We start from the raw sequence: 13791 nt of genomic DNA, 5'->3' as shown, positions 1-13791 counted from the left end.
TCCTGCGGCCGCGCGCCGCGGCGCGCGGCGTGTCACGGTGTCGACGTGGTCTCTGGAGAGATGGCTCGGTGAGCGCTCTGCGCATCCGGGCGCTGCTGCAGCGCTCGCGCCGCCGCCTGCTCATCGCGCTGGTGGTACTAGGGCTCGGCGGCTCGATCGCCGTCCACCACGCCATGCCCGAGGGCATGTCGATGGAGGGCATGCACTCCGACCACGTCGCAGCGATGTGCCTGGGCATCATCGCCGCCGGGACCGCGATCGCCGTGGTCTACGCCGGCGTTCGTCGCCGGCGTCGCCGGCGCACCCATGTCGGGGCCCCGCCGATCCTCCGGCTCGCGGACGCCCTGACGCATCACCCACCGGTCATCCGCGCTCGAGCGGGACCACCCGTTGCGCTGTTCCTACATCTCGAGGTCTTTCGACGGTGATCCGGACGTGCGCAAGCCGCACGTCCTGACCGCGCCTTCCCTTGCAGGCGCACCACCATCGATCCCGACCGTAGGACCTACACCCATGAAGCACCTCAACACCCGAGCGGGCGTCCTGGCGCTCGCGCTCACCGGCGCGCTGGCCGTGGCCGGCTGCGGCTCCGACGACTCCGGCACCTCCGCCGACGGCGGCCACGACATGAGCAGCATGTCGAAGTCGACCACCACCACCGCCGCGACCGCGGCGGACGTCGACAAGGCGTTCGTGTCGCAGATGATCCCCCACCACGAGATGGCCGTGGAGATGGCCGGCTACGCCCCCGCCCAGGGCGAGCGGTCGCAGATCCGCGAGCTCGGCAAGTCGATCATCGCCGGACAGGCGCCGGAGATCACGCAGATGAAGGCGATCGCCAAGCGCCTGAATGTGACGCCCGCGGCGATGCCGATGGACGGCGAGTCGATGGGCCATGGCTCGATGACCGCCGCCGCGAAGACCCTCGGTCTCTCCATGGACGACATGGGCATGTCGATGAAGATGGGGGCACTGAAGGACGCCAAGCCGTTTGACCGGGCGTTCATCGACGAGATGATCCCCCACCACCAGGGCGCCATCCGCATGGCCCGCGCCGAGCTGGCAAAGGGCAACGACCCGGAGCTCAAGAAGATCGCCACCGCGATCGTCGCCGCGCAGAAGAAGGAGATCGCGCAGATGAACTCCTGGCGCGAGCAGTGGTACGGCAGCCCGTCGCCCGCCGGCGGCGTTCCCGCCGCCTGATCCGACCGCTTCGGGGTCGACAGCTGTCGGCCCCGAAACCCGGGGCGCCCTGTGGCGTCCCTTCGCAGCACCCCCGCAGCGATTTGGCGTCGTGCACGTCAACCCGCTGCCTCAGTCCTTCCGGCCCTTCGGGGTCGCGCATCCCGGATGACGCGATGAATCAACACACGTTCGTCTTCGCAGACGTACACGGCACCAAGGTCCAAACCGACGACCTGGCAAGACATCTGCGCCAGGCCCTCACGATCCACGGCGGGGAGTACGTCGACACGATCAGCGACGCCGTGGTGCTGCGCATGGCTCGCGCAACCGACGCAGTCACCGTCAGCCTCGACGCCATCGACGCGTTCACGCGCCACGGCCACCCGGCTGTGCGCGTCGGACTGGACACGGGATCAGCGGTGCTCGACGCCGGACGTTGGTCCGGCCCAGCAGCCCTGACCGCTGCTCGGGTGGCCGACCACGCGAAGCGCGGCCAGGTGCTCTGCACCTCCAGTACCCGTCAAGCCACCGACCGCGGCCAGATCGACTTCATCGGAATCGGCCAGCACCTCCTACGGGAGACCAGCGCGCCGATCAGCCTCTACCGCGCGCAACGCGTCACCGACGTCGGCCCCTCACAGCGCCTCGACGTCGACCCGATCTGCCACATCGCCGTCGACGCAACCCAAGCCGTGCGAATCGAGGGCGACCCAAAATCGCCGGCCTTTTGCTCCCAGGCATGCGCCGATACCTGGACCGCACGGCACGAAAGTGCATCGCGTGCCCCTCGAGGTCGGGAGTAGACCGTGCTGGCCATCATCACGGTCGGAATCCCGCCCGAGATCCACCTGGGCCCCTTGACCATCGCGTGGCACGGCCTGACTATCGCGCTGGGAATCATCGTCGGAGGGTGGGCCGCGTCGTACTGGCTCCGTGAACGCGGCCTCCCGACCGATCCGGTGACGACCCTCGGTGCGCTGCTGACCGTCGGCGCACTGGTCGGCTCACGCGTCTTCTACCTCGCCGAGCACGACCCCGCCGGGATCATCAACCCGGCGACCTTGCTGAGTACCCGAGGATTCACGTTCGACGGCGGACTAATCCTTGCCACCGCGCTGGTTGCTGGCTACGTCTACCGCACCAAGATCAGCGCCCGCTACCTCGACGCGATCGCGGCAGCGCTTCCCCTGGGAATCGCGATCGGTCGCATCGGAGACGTCATCAACGGCGAGCACTACGGGGACCGCAGCACCTTCTTTCTCGCCGTCCGCAACTCCCACCCCGACGCACTCACGCCCGACCCGCGCTTCGCCTACCAAAGCGGGGGGCTCTACGAGGTCCTTCTCGCGCTCCTGATCCTCGCTGTCGTCTGGCCGCTGCGCCATCGCTTCCGCGAGCCGCTCCGGCTGGCGTGGCTCGTTCTCGGGCTCTTCGCGATCGGTCGCTTCTTCGAATTCTTCCTCCGCGGCGACAGCCCGGACCTCGCGCTCGGGTTGAGCAATACACAATGGACCAGCGTCGCCCTCCTGGTGATCTGCGTCGCCGGAGCACGGTTCGTCCGACCGAGGGATCCTGCATGAAGCGCCGATCAGCGATCCCCGTGATGCTCGGACTGATCGCCGTGCTGCTGCTCGGGCTTCTCACCTACGCACTGGTCCGAACCGGGCCTGATGGGACGCAGGTCGTGCTCGACACCAAGGTGGAGCGCGGCCAGATCGTTCCGGCACCAGACTCCGACCGTCCGCTGCCCGGGCTCACGACCACCAAGCGATCCCAGCTCAGCGACTTTCGCGGACAGATCGTCGTGCTGAACTTTTGGGCGTCGTGGTGCCAGCCGTGTGCGGAGGAAGCACCGATCCTCGAGCAAGCGCACCGTGCCCTCGTGCGAGGACGCGCGGGCACGGTCTTGGGTATCACGTTCAACGACACTCCCGATGACAGCGTCGGCTTCGTCAAGAAATTCGGTCTGACGTACCCGTCGCTCCGCGACCCCGGCACACCTTTCGCGCAGGCCTACGGCGTACGGGCGCTACCTGAAACCTTCGTCCTGGACCGCGAAGGTCGCATCCGCGCGATCGCACGCGGCCAGCTCACCCGCAAGTTCCTGGCCGGGGCGCTCAAGCGCACCGGCTTCGCCCTCGGCTCGGAGGGGCGATGAACTCCGTCAACCCGACCGTCTTCGCGGCGTTCGCGGCCGGACTGCTGTCGTTCGTCTCCCCCTGCGTCCTGCCGTTGGTCCCCGGGTACCTGTCCGTGCTCTCCGGCGGGGAGACCATACGTCCCAGGACCGAACAGCGAACCGGCGCGATCCTCGGCCCCGCAGCACTGTTTTGCGCGAGCTTCATCCTGGTCTTCGTCGCGCTCGGACTCTTCGCCACGGGCATCGGCGCGCCACTGCGCGGAAGTCGGAACACCCTCGACGTCATCGCCGGTGTGCTGCTCATGACAATGGGTGCGCTCTACATCCTTACCCCCTGGATTCCGTCACTCGGCCGCACGATCCGCCCCACGGCCTTGCTGCGGAAAGCTGGCACTGGCGGTCCGATCGTGGCCGGCATGGCCTTCGCCGTGGCATGGACCCCGTGCGCCGGGCCGATCCTCGGGGCGATCCTCACCGCTGCGGCAACGCAATCCGGTGTCGGCGGCGGCGCCTTCCTGCTCTTCGCCTACGGCCTCGGGCTCGCGGTGCCGTTCATGGGGTCCGCGATAGCGCTGCAACGCGTCACCGCTGCTGCGCGCCTGCTGCGCAACCACTACACCGCGATCTCCGCCGTCGGAGGCACGGTCCTCATCCTCATCGGATGGCTCGTCGTGCACCACGACATGACCTACCTCGCATCGCAGACCCGCCAGTTGATCGACGGCCTCGGCCTCGACGGGGTCGTCGGCATCTTCGAGAAATAGCGCGACTGCTCGCCGTGCAACGCGCAGGACCCGCGCGAGCCCCGGTCAGGATCCCTCACGCCGTGCATGCCGAGGGCTGCTGCTACGCCATGCTCGCTCGCCGTCGCGAGCAAGGAGCAAGCGTTCGCGCGAGACGGCCACCACCTCTCGCAGCGACCACACCTGGAAATCCGGAGCTCTGACCGCATTGACCGTGATGCGGTGCAGACCCGCCGCCCATTCGGGTACGGCGGCTCGACACGAGGCGAAACGACATCGTCGGACGTCCGTGGCCGCGCGGCGAGCGCATGGGCGCCGGGGGCCAGATCAACATCGATTCGCCACTGACGCCACGCGTCGGAATGCAGCGCACGTGTCAGGACCGTCGGTTGCCACGGCCCGTCGTCGATCGACAGGTCGACCGCGCGCACTCCGGTAGGCGGCGCCCACGGGACGCCCGCCACCGTAGCCCGGCCCGAGAGCACCGACACCCTCGGCTTTGGAGTGTCGATCCGCGCGCCGGGGCGGACATGGGCAGGATCAGCCGGCCAACCGCGGCGGGTCCAGTAGTCCGCGACATCGCGAAACCGCGTGAGCTCGAGCTTGGTGAGCCACTTCGTGTTGGCGTCGTAACCGTAGAGGCCAGGAACCAGAAGGCGGGCGGGATGCCCGTGGTCGGGGGGCAGGAGCTCGCCGTTAACGCCCACGACCACGAACGCCCGGTGATCGCGCAGCGTCGCAAGAGGCACACCGGCGGTGAACCCGTCTACGGCGGGGGCGAGCAGCTGATCGGCGTCATCGAGAACGCCGGCCTGTTCTAGCAACCGGGACGCGGGAACGCCAAGCCATCGCGCAGTCCCGATTCGGGGGCCGCCCACGGGGTTGTGCACACAGACAAGGGTGGCGTCGAACTCCTCGACGCCTGCGTCCACGAGCTCGTCGAATTGCAAGGTGAGCGGCCGCTGGACGAGTCCCGCGATCTCAAGGCACCACGTTCTGGCGTCAAGCAGCGGTACCGGGAACGTGACGTCCGTTTCGTAGAAGGACGCCGTCGGAGTGAACAACGGCGAAAGGCCAGCGACGGTGAACTGCTGGTCGGAAGCGACGTCGAAGTCGCGTTGCTGGCACGGGGACGGCAACGGTCTCGCTTGCTGCGTCGAGGGCGGCTCGGCGACGTTGTTGGCTGCGTCGCGCTGAAGTCGCAGCAGCGCCGATGGTGGCGACGGCGAGCAGCTCGGTCCTGATCGAAGGCTGCCGGTGCAGGACGCCCACCGCGGCCACACCGGCGGTGATGCCGGTGCAGGCTGCGACCGTCGACGGCACGGCGCGCGCGTCGATGCGACGGGCGGCAGCTGCGCCAGCGACGACGTGGTGGGCCGCGAGAAGTCCCTGGGCAGCTCGGGGCCGCGTGAGGCTCAAACGGCCCGCTGTGGCACCGACGGTCGCCGCGGCGATCGTCAGGTTGATGCGCAGCATGGGCTTCTCCCAGTCCTCCACCAGCGCGACCGAGATGTCTACCACCACACCCGGAGTCAGATCGATCGCGGTCTGTCCCAGGCCGGTCAGCGGCGATCGCGCCCCGGGAGCGTCGCTGCGGTCGCCTCCCCCATCACCAGATCGGCGAACGGGCGCCGCGTCACAGCGAGCAACGCATCTCCATGGGAGACGTACACGGCATGTGTCCTGACGCTACCGAAGTCTTACACCGTGTCGTAGGACGAGCGTTGGCCCGTCATGCGGTGCGCTGGACGCGGAACGACCGCAGGCGCAGAGAGTTGGTGAGGACGAAGACGCTGGAGAGCGCCATCGCCGCGCCGGCGAGGATAGGGTTCAGCAGCCCGGCGATCGCGACGGGAATCAGGACGACGTTGTACGCGAAGGCCCAGAAGAGGTTGCCGCGGATCGTGCGTAGCGTCCTGCGGGACAGGCGGATCGCGTCGGCGGCACCGCGCAGGTCGCCGGAGACGAGCGTGAGGTCCGACGCCTCGATCGCGACGTCGGTACCGGTGCCGATCGCCAGGCCGAGGTCGGACTGCGCCAGCGCAGGGGCGTCGTTGACGCCGTCGCCGACCATCGCCACGACCCGACCCTCGCCCTGAAGCCGACGGACGACCTGCGCCTTCTCGGCCGGCAGGACGTCGGCGATGACCTCGTCGATCCCGACCTCGCGTGCCACGGCATGGGCGGTGGCGGCGTTGTCTCCGGTGAGCAGCACCGGACGCAGCCCGAGGCCCTTCAGCGCCGAGATCGCTTCGCGACTGGTGTCCTTCGGGGTGTCGGCGACGACCAAGAGTGCCCGGATCTGGCCGTCCCAGCCGGCGGCGATGACGGTCCGGCCGTGCGACTGGTGCTCCTCCAGCCGACGGTGAAGCTCGTCGTTCAGCGGCATCGACCATTCCTCCAGGAGGGTGGGGCGGCCGGCGACTACGGCGCGTCCGTCGACGATGCCCTGCACACCGAGTCCCTCGCGGTTCTCGAAACCCTCCAGCGGCGGCAGTCCTTCCGCGGAGGCATGACGGGCCGCGGCGGCGATCGCCCGGGCGACGGGATGCTCCGAGGCGGCCTCGAGCGCCCCGACCAGGCGGAGGACGTGTTCGGCATCCTCCCCCGCGGCCGAAACGACGGTGACGAGACGCATCTGGCCGGTGGTGACGGTGCCGGTCTTGTCGAGCACGATCGTGTCGACGCGACGGGTGGACTCGAGGACCTCGGGGCCCTTGATGAGGAGGCCGAGCTGCGCGCCGCGACCGGTCCCGACGAGCAGGGCGGTCGGGGTCGCCAGCCCGAGGGCGCAGGGGCAGGCGATGATCAGGACCGCGACGGCGGCGGAGAACGCGTAGGCGACGCTGGAGCCGTCGCCGAGCCAGAACCCGAGCGTCGCGACGGCGAGCACGAGGACGATCGGGACGAAGATCCCGGAGATCCGGTCCGCGAGGCGCTGGACGGGGGCCTTGCCGGTCTGGGCGTCCTCGACCAGCCGGGCGATCTGCGCCAGGGCGGTGTCGGAGCCCACGTGCGTGGCCTGCACGACCAGGCGGCCACCCGCGTTGATGCTGGCCCCGACGACGGCGTCGCCGGGGGCCTTCTCGACCGGAACGGACTCGCCGGTCAGCAGCGACTCGTCGACGGCGGAGCGCCCGTCGGTGACGGTGCCGTCCGTGGCGATCCGCTCGCCGGGGCGCACGACGAACCGGTCGCCGGCCTGCAGCCGCTCGATCGGCACGAGTCGTTCGGTGCCGTCGGGGTCGAGGATCGTGGCGGCCTTCGCGCCGAGGGCCAGGAGGGCGTGCAGCGCGGCGCCGGCGCGGCGCTTGGCGCGGGTCTCGAAGTAGCGGCCCGCGAGAATCAGCGTCGTGACGACGCCGGCGGCCTCGAGGTAGATGTGGTCCGTGGCGACGGAGCGGTCCAGGACGAGGTCGAAGCCCATCTTCATGCCGGGCTCGCCGGCGCCGAGGAAGAACAGCGCCACGACGCTCCACGCCCACGCGGCGAGCGTGCCGACCGAGATCAGGGTGTCCATCGACGCGGTGCCATGGCGGAGGTTCAGCCACGCGACGCGATGGAACGGCCAGCCCGCCCAGAACACCACCGGGGTCGCCAGCTGCAGCGCGAGCCACTGCCAGTAGTCGAACTGCAGCGCCGGGATCATCGAGATCAACAGCAGCGGCACCGACAGCAGCGCCGAGCCGATCAGCCGGATACGCAGCGACCGCGACGGGTCGTCGTCGTCCTCGGCCTCCGGGGTCGCAGGCGTGCCGGGGGTGGCGGGGAGGGTGGCGTGGTACCCGGCGGCCTCGACCGCCCCGACGAGGTCGTCGGGGGAGACCGTGGCGGGGTCGTAGCGGACGGCCGCCTTCTCGGTGGCGTAGTTCACCGTGGCCTCGACGCCGTCGAGCTTGTTCAGTCGCCGTTCGATGCGGTTGGCGCACGAGGCGCAGGTCATGCCGTGCACGGGCAGCTCCAGCTGCGCGGCGAGGTGGTCGGTCGGGGTGCTCATCGGGTGACCTCCACGGTCATCGGCGCGGTGTGGACCTGTCCGCCGGTCTGGAACTGCAGGAACAGGCGGTAGCGGCCGGCGCTGGGAAACTCGGCCATGAACGGGATCTCGCCGACGGGCGCGTGCTCGTCGGGGTGGACGTGCAGGTACGCGAGGTCGCCGTCGCGCAGCGCGACGAGGTGCCCGCGTGCACCGAGGTAGGGCTGCAGCGCCTGCACCGGGCGGCCGTCGCGGGCGACCCGAAACCGCAGTGCGCTCTCGCGGCCCGCCCGCACCGGCCCGGACACCAGCTGCACCCTGAACCCGTCCGTCTGCGCGCGATCCGTCGCAACAGGAACCGCGGTCGGGGTGAAGGTGCCGGGGGCCTGCAGGTCGACGCCAAGGGTGCGGCGGACGCCGTCGATGGTGAAGTCCGCCAGTGCTCGGTGGCTGCCGGCGGCCGACAGGGTTACGGGAGTGCTCCACGTGCCGTCCGGTCCGCGGCGAGGGTGCAGGTGCTGGAAGCCGGTGCCGTCGCGGCGCACGACGATAAGGTGCAGCTCGCGTTCGGCCTCGACCTCGTAGCCCGCGCGGACCGGCCGGCCGTCCGGGCCGACCACCCGCAGGCGCAACGTCGAGCGCTCACCCGGCGTGAGCGTCGTGCGCTCGGCGGTCAGGGTATAGCCGTCCTCGGAGGACGACAGCCCCCCGGAAAGCGTCGCCGGCGTCGACGCGGACGGGGCCGGTGTCCCGTGGCCCCCACCGTGCCCGCCGCTCTTCGCCGCCGTCCCGTGGGTGCGGTCAGCGGCCGGGCTGTCGGTGGGGTCCAGCAGCGCGCCGGCGCCGGCGGCCGCCCCGAAGGTCAGGGCGAGGCCGGCGGCGAAGGCCGCGAGCTTGGTGGGGACGTTCATGATGCGCTCGGGCTCCCGTCAGTCCAGCAGGGTGTAGCCGGCCGTCTTCACGGCCTGCCGGATCTGGTCCCGCTCGGCGCTGCCGCGCACGGTCAGCGACCCGCTGACGCGATCGGCCACTGCCGACTGCACGCCCTCGAGCTCCTCGACCTCCTCGCGAACGGACAGCTCGCAGTGCCCGCAGGTCATGCCCTGCACGCGGTAGGTCGTCTCGGTCGTCTGGCTCATCTCGTCGCTCCTTAATACGGGGAGGGGGTATTCGTCGCCCCGAACCTTAGCACACCCCCAGGGGGTATGGAGGGTCGTCCGGGGCGGAGGCACCCCGGATCGGTCGAAACCCCCCTGGGGTATGTGTAGAATGGGGGCATGGCGACGCCGACCGAGACGACGACCCCCCCGGTCCGGGGCTACTCCGCGACGAAGGACCAGCTGCGCACGCGGCTCAAGCGCATCGAGGGACAAGTTCGGGGCATCGACCGGATGGTCGAGGAGGACCGCTACTGCATCGACGTCCTGACCCAGATCTCCGCCGTGCAGGCCGCCCTGGACAAGGTCGCCCTCGGCCTCCTCGACGGGCACGCCCGCACCTGCGTGCACCACCCCGACGGCGGGTACGACCCCGCGCGCACCGATGAGCTCATGGCCGCCGTCGGCCGCATGATGCGCCGGGGCTGACTCCATCCCGCCTGCGCCGACGGGGCAATCAGCGGTCGGTGTGCGCCGCCGCCGCGGACACCGGCGAGATCGCGTGCGAGCACCGGCGGACGTTTCGCCAAGCACCGCACCACCACCGCGCTGGAGCACGCCAGGACGCAGCGCGAGAGCCGCCGGCCGGTCGACACGCCGGTGCAGGCGAGGCCGCTGGGCCACTACGACCAGCTGATCGCATGAGCCGCGCAACAAGCGAGCTGGCGCATCTCTTCCGGCAACTGAAAGGACCTGCTGCAGCGGCGGCGTTGCCGAAGCTCGCCGACCGCGCAGGGCGCAGGAGTGAACCTACGAGCAGTTCATCGCTGCGGTGCTGAAGACGGAGACCGACAGCCGCGACAGCCACGGTGGGCAGGCCAGGATCAAGGCCGCGAGGTTCCCGGGTTTCGGCGCTGGTAGAAGGTCTGCGAGGCGCAAGAATGCCCGTAGCACCCTTACGACTGAGGCGGCGCCCCCTCATGAGCCCGTGTCCCCTATGCCCAGCGGGTGAAGCGGATCGTCGCGGTCCGGCGTTTGACGATGAAGCGCGCGCCGTCGGGCGCTGTGGGGGTCACGCCGATGCCGCGCTCGACGCGCCAGCCCTTCTTGCGCCACCAGTCCGCGTCGTTGGCGTACCACGACGACTCGCAGCAACCCATCGGCGGCGTCGGCGCGGCCGAGCCGACCTGAAGGATCGAGTCACCGATCAGGGTGCGTGCGCGACGGCAGCTGATGCCTCGGGTCCAGATTCGGGTGGCGGCCTCGATGACCGTCGCATCCTGCCCGAACGGCTTGACGCGCTGGACCGTCGCCTCGCAGCGATGAACACGGTGAGCGGCCTTGTGACTGGCCGCGTCGGCGGCCGGGGCCGCGAGCGTCAACGCGGTTGCGGCGACGGCGGCGCAGACGGTGCTGACGATGGTGTTGCGGCGGCGGGATCGCATGGGTGCTCCTTCGACGTGGCGGCTGGCGGCGGTCATCGCCGCACGCGGACGGTGACCGGGTTGGAGGGCGCGCCGACGTACGGGTACGGGGTCGTACGAGTCGGTTGGACCCGGGCGCGGAAGCGATACGAGCCGCGAAACCCGCGGCCCAGGCGATAGCGGACGCTGAACCGCCCGCCGGTGCGAGTGGTGGTCGTGGCGAAGGTCCGGTACCGGCCGCGGGAGTACGCCTCGAGCACGACGGGGATGTCGGGGGACCGGTCCGCGAGCTGCCCAACGAACCGGACGGCCCCGCCCGCGCGGGCCCGCTTCGGGACGGCGCGAAGCGTCGCCTTGGCGCGGATGAGAAGCAGCGCGCTGGTACGGGCGCTCTCGCGGGTGTCGTTCTGCCGGCTGAAGTAACGGACGGAGATCTGGCGGGCGCCCATGTCTCGCGGCACCTTGACCCGCCAGCGGCCGGTCGGATCAGTCGTCGCGGCGACCGTCCACGGCGCGGCACCGCCCCGGAGGACGTCGCCGCGGACCTGGACCGGCGCGCCCGTGATCGCGTCGCGGGTGCCGGTGTTCGAGACCCGGCCGGTCAGGACCAGCGATCGACCGGGAGCGAACGATCCGCGGTAGGTCTGGCTCGCGGCCCGGGCGCGGCATGCCTTGCGGTGGTGCTTGCGGTACGTCGCGCGGCGGCAGCGCTTCGGAGGCCGGTAGGCGGTGGCTGGCCACGAGGCGGTGACGCGGACGTTGTCGGTCGCGTCCGACCCGGTCGGGTCGCCACGCAGATCCAGCGGGCTGCCGGGCCCGATCGCGGAGTTCACGACGACGACCGACCCCGACCACAAGGTCGTCTCGTTGCCCGAGGCGTCGACGCCGACCACGGCGAGCTGGTGGGCGCCGTCGGTGAGCTTCGTCGAGTCCAGATCGAGCGTCGTCTCCTGGCTCGTGCGGCACGGCACGGTGCTGGCGGTGGGCTGCGGCACGCACCCGTTGACCGCTTGTGCGAGCACGGTCGCTCCGTCGCGGACCTCGGTCTTCCATACCCCGGAGCCGACATCGTCGGCCGCGACGTGTACGGGGCTGGTGCCGCGGAGCGCCGTCTTCGGCGTGGTCGCGTTGGTAATCGCTCCGTCGACGGTACGGGCGGTCGGTGGATGGTCGTCTTGCAGCGTGAGCGTGCCGCCGTAGTCCAGTAGCTCGGACTCAAAGCGGCACGAACCGAAGTCCGCGCGTTCGTCGACGCAGGTGACCCGCGCCTCGACCGTCTGGGCCGGCGGATCGACCGCGACTGGCCCGTTGAAGACCGCCGGGCACTGCGTATTGATGCACGTCGTCACCGAGTAGCGGTACGGGACCGGACCGATAGTCACCCGGAACCGATCCGAGTCCTCCCCGAACTTCGTCGCGTGGTAGCGCAGGTTCGGCTGCCACCCGGCGACCATCGTCCCGTCCGGAGCGGTGAACGACAGCACCCCGGTACTGCCCTCGCCCCAGTACTGGGTGCCGGCCATCGTGACGCGCACCCGTCCCAGCGCAGAGCACTCGACCGCGGCCGAGCCCGGCGCGGTCGCGTAGGCGGTCCAGCGATCCGCCGCGGCGCCATCGGCGCAGTACCGCACCGTGTACTGGCCGGCGCTCGCGTTAGCGGTGGCAACCAGCGACGCGATCAACAGCGAGAGCGCGAGAACCGCGATGCGACAGGATGACGTGGACACGAGAGTTCCTGGGGGACGGGACGGAGCGGCGGAGGAAGACGAAACTCAGAAGAACTCGGGCGACCGATCGGAGTCGCTCGACGGGCGGGACGACGGCGACGACGAGCCGCCGCCGCTCGACGACGGCTCTTGCGCCTGCGGCGCGGTCGTGGCGCTCGGGGCTGGCGCCTGTGTTGGCGACGAGGCGACCGCTGGTGGCGACGCCGCCGTGGACCCGGCTTGGGGAGCGGTAGCGTTCGCGCGCTGTCGCTGCTCGGCGACGGTCTCGCGGCGTCGTTCCGCGGTACGGGTGGCTTTGCGCGCTGCGGTGATCCGGTCGGTAAGCGAGGCGCGCCGGTGCGGGCGCGGATCGCCATAGCGGCGCTCGACCCGCTCGACGAGTCGGCGCGCCGTTCGCACGTGGCCGGCCTTGAGCGCATCGCTGGCGCGATCTAGCAGCAGATCGGCCGCCGCCTTTCGCGCGCCGTCGTAGGACTCGCGGTCGCCGGACGCGGAGGCCAGCGACATCACGAGGTCGAAGTCACGGCGCTGCTCGGCGACGTCGATCCGACGCGCCTGCGCCTCCCCCGCACTGACGGCCGCTCCGCGCGGAACGGGGGCCGACGTCGGGGCGGCGGGATCGCCCGCGGTCGTGGCGAGGAGTATCCACAACCCAACCACCAGCACGACGGCCGCCGTACCGAGCATCGCGCGGAGATGCAGGGTCGTCGCCGGAACCGCGAGCCGTCGTGGCCGGATCCGTCGCCACCCGTCTCCCATGGGGCGCTCGACTCTGCCGAGAACGTCGGTGGTGCGCGGCAGCGCGCTGTCACCGCGCCGGAGCTCATCGGTCGCCTGCGCAGGCGGTCCCCCGCTCACGGGTCGGCCGGCTCCGACCGAGTCCCCCCGGACCCCGTACTCCGAGGCCATTTGGTCGACATCAGACGCGTGGGCGTCCGTGTCCAGCAGCGGAACGAGAGGCCCCGCCGTCGCCACATCGATCTTCGTGAGTTCTTCCGTGCCGACGGCCGATCCCGAGTTCTCGAACGCGCCGGACGGCCCGCCAGGCGCATCCGCTCGGGTCCCGGGGTGGGCTGACGAGTCCGCGGCAAGCGCGGGCTTCCCGTCGGCACCGTGGTCCGCTGCCTTCCGGATTCCGTGGTCGTCCGCTGGGGCGTTGTCCAGCATCCTCATCGCGACCGCGACGTGCGGGTCGGCGTCCGTCGGGAAGAGCGTCTCGAGCGAGACGCCCAGGACTGCCGCCAGTTGGCGCTGACGCTGTGGCGAGCGCGGCTGGGACGTTTCGCGGTCCCAGCGCCGGTACGTGTCGATCGGGACCTGGAGCCGGTCGGCGACCTCCCGCTGCGTGAGGCCTGCGCGGATGCGCGCCGCTCGCACCCCGGGTTCGAGGCCGGGCGACGGCTCAGCCTGAATCCACCGGTGTGCCGGTAATCGGCGGCCCCGATCATGAGATCGCGGCGTTTGAGTGATCGAGGGCCGCGAAGCGGCCCTCGATCTGG

Annotated in this window: 15 protein-coding genes; 7 read left to right on the top strand and 8 right to left on the bottom strand. The window is 70.7% G+C overall.

The annotated features are described in order from the left end of the window. Positions 1-68 precede the first annotated feature (68 nt). The 6 genes from AB0L40_RS05110 (at position 69) to AB0L40_RS05085 (ending at position 4089) form a co-directional block, all read left to right on the top strand. Complete coding sequence (locus AB0L40_RS05110) at positions 69-428, top strand: hypothetical protein (RefSeq protein WP_364350162.1); 360 nt, start codon at positions 69-71, stop codon at positions 426-428. Positions 429-513: 85 nt separating this feature from the next. Then, positions 514-1203, top strand: a complete 690-nt coding sequence (locus tag AB0L40_RS05105; protein ID WP_364350160.1) for a DUF305 domain-containing protein — start codon at positions 514-516, stop codon at positions 1201-1203. Positions 1204-1358: 155 nt separating this feature from the next. Next, positions 1359-1988 carry a hypothetical protein gene (locus AB0L40_RS05100; RefSeq protein ID WP_364350158.1) on the top strand — a complete coding sequence of 210 codons (630 nt, stop codon included), beginning with the start codon at positions 1359-1361 and terminating at the stop codon, positions 1986-1988. 3 nt (positions 1989-1991) lie between these two features. Continuing rightward, positions 1992-2765: a prolipoprotein diacylglyceryl transferase family protein gene (locus AB0L40_RS05095; protein WP_364350155.1), complete on the top strand. Its 774-nt coding sequence runs from the start codon at positions 1992-1994 to the stop codon at positions 2763-2765. Then, a complete protein-coding gene (locus tag AB0L40_RS05090; RefSeq protein ID WP_364350152.1) occupies positions 2762-3343 on the top strand; it encodes a TlpA disulfide reductase family protein in 582 nt (193 codons plus the stop codon). Before AB0L40_RS05095 ends, AB0L40_RS05090 begins: the two co-directional genes overlap by 4 nt. After that, positions 3340-4089, top strand: a complete 750-nt coding sequence (locus AB0L40_RS05085) for a cytochrome c biogenesis protein CcdA (protein WP_364350149.1) — start codon at positions 3340-3342, stop codon at positions 4087-4089. The genes AB0L40_RS05090 and AB0L40_RS05085 overlap by 4 nt, the downstream gene beginning before the upstream one ends. Here the strand turns inward: AB0L40_RS05085 and AB0L40_RS05080 are convergent. The 5 genes from AB0L40_RS05080 to AB0L40_RS05060 form a co-directional block, all read right to left on the bottom strand. Then, positions 4014-5132: a molybdopterin-dependent oxidoreductase gene (locus tag AB0L40_RS05080; RefSeq protein ID WP_364350264.1), complete on the bottom strand. Its 1119-nt coding sequence runs from the start codon at positions 5130-5132 to the stop codon at positions 4014-4016. The genes AB0L40_RS05085 and AB0L40_RS05080 overlap by 76 nt on opposite strands. Then, positions 5071-5592 (bottom strand): hypothetical protein, encoded by a 522-nt coding sequence (locus AB0L40_RS05075; protein ID WP_364350273.1) that lies wholly within the window; start codon positions 5590-5592, stop codon positions 5071-5073. Before AB0L40_RS05075 ends, AB0L40_RS05080 begins: the two co-directional genes overlap by 62 nt. Positions 5593-5800: 208 nt before the next feature. Next, entirely contained in the window at positions 5801-8065 is a 2265-nt protein-coding gene (locus AB0L40_RS05070; protein WP_364350146.1) for a heavy metal translocating P-type ATPase, read from the bottom strand. Continuing rightward, complete coding sequence (locus AB0L40_RS05065) at positions 8062-8955, bottom strand: hypothetical protein (protein ID WP_364350143.1); 894 nt, start codon at positions 8953-8955, stop codon at positions 8062-8064. Before AB0L40_RS05065 ends, AB0L40_RS05070 begins: the two co-directional genes overlap by 4 nt. 18 nt (positions 8956-8973) lie before the next feature. Next, the gene (locus tag AB0L40_RS05060) at positions 8974-9183 is read right to left on the bottom strand and encodes a heavy-metal-associated domain-containing protein (RefSeq protein ID WP_364350140.1); all 210 of its coding nucleotides are present in this window, start codon (positions 9181-9183) and stop codon (positions 8974-8976) included. Between the two features lie 138 nt (positions 9184-9321). Here AB0L40_RS05060 and AB0L40_RS05055 point away from each other — a divergent pair, with 138 nt between their 5' ends. After that, a complete protein-coding gene (locus tag AB0L40_RS05055) occupies positions 9322-9630 on the top strand; it encodes a metal-sensitive transcriptional regulator (protein WP_364350137.1) in 309 nt (102 codons plus the stop codon). A gap of 506 nt (positions 9631-10136) precedes the next feature. Here the strand turns inward: AB0L40_RS05055 and AB0L40_RS05050 are convergent. From AB0L40_RS05050 to AB0L40_RS05040, 3 genes are read right to left on the bottom strand one after another with little or no spacing between them, the layout of a single operon-like run. Beyond that, the gene (locus AB0L40_RS05050) at positions 10137-10622 is read right to left on the bottom strand and encodes a hypothetical protein (RefSeq protein WP_364350134.1); all 486 of its coding nucleotides are present in this window, start codon (positions 10620-10622) and stop codon (positions 10137-10139) included. After that, positions 10619-12292: a hypothetical protein gene (locus AB0L40_RS05045; protein ID WP_364350131.1), complete on the bottom strand. Its 1674-nt coding sequence runs from the start codon at positions 12290-12292 to the stop codon at positions 10619-10621. The genes AB0L40_RS05050 and AB0L40_RS05045 overlap by 4 nt, the downstream gene beginning before the upstream one ends. A gap of 45 nt (positions 12293-12337) precedes the next feature. Continuing rightward, a complete protein-coding gene (locus AB0L40_RS05040) occupies positions 12338-13669 on the bottom strand; it encodes a helix-turn-helix transcriptional regulator (protein ID WP_364350128.1) in 1332 nt (443 codons plus the stop codon). Positions 13670-13791: the final 122 nt, after the last annotated feature.

Source organism: Patulibacter sp. NPDC049589, from assembly GCF_040675535.1.
Lineage (GTDB): Bacteria > Actinomycetota > Thermoleophilia > Solirubrobacterales > Solirubrobacteraceae > Patulibacter.
This window is presented reverse-complemented; position numbering and strand designations above follow the sequence as displayed.

Excerpts from the sequence above, each read along its gene's own strand:
- AB0L40_RS05060 (WP_364350140.1), bottom strand. The coding sequence starts at position 9,183 with ATGAGCCAGACGACCGAGACGACCTACCGCGTGCAGGGCATGACCTGC.
- AB0L40_RS05100 (WP_364350158.1), top strand. The coding sequence starts at position 1,359 with ATGAATCAACACACGTTCGTCTTCGCAGACGTACACGGCACCAAGGTC.
- AB0L40_RS05090 (WP_364350152.1), top strand. The coding sequence starts at position 2,762 with ATGAAGCGCCGATCAGCGATCCCCGTGATGCTCGGACTGATCGCCGTG.
- AB0L40_RS05105 (WP_364350160.1), top strand. The coding sequence starts at position 514 with ATGAAGCACCTCAACACCCGAGCGGGCGTCCTGGCGCTCGCGCTCACC.
- AB0L40_RS05085 (WP_364350149.1), top strand. The coding sequence starts at position 3,340 with ATGAACTCCGTCAACCCGACCGTCTTCGCGGCGTTCGCGGCCGGACTG.
- AB0L40_RS05055 (WP_364350137.1), top strand. The coding sequence starts at position 9,322 with ATGGCGACGCCGACCGAGACGACGACCCCCCCGGTCCGGGGCTACTCC.
- AB0L40_RS05065 (WP_364350143.1), bottom strand. The coding sequence starts at position 8,955 with ATGAACGTCCCCACCAAGCTCGCGGCCTTCGCCGCCGGCCTCGCCCTG.
- AB0L40_RS05050 (WP_364350134.1), bottom strand. The coding sequence starts at position 10,622 with ATGACCGCCGCCAGCCGCCACGTCGAAGGAGCACCCATGCGATCCCGC.
- AB0L40_RS05070 (WP_364350146.1), bottom strand. The coding sequence starts at position 8,065 with ATGAGCACCCCGACCGACCACCTCGCCGCGCAGCTGGAGCTGCCCGTG.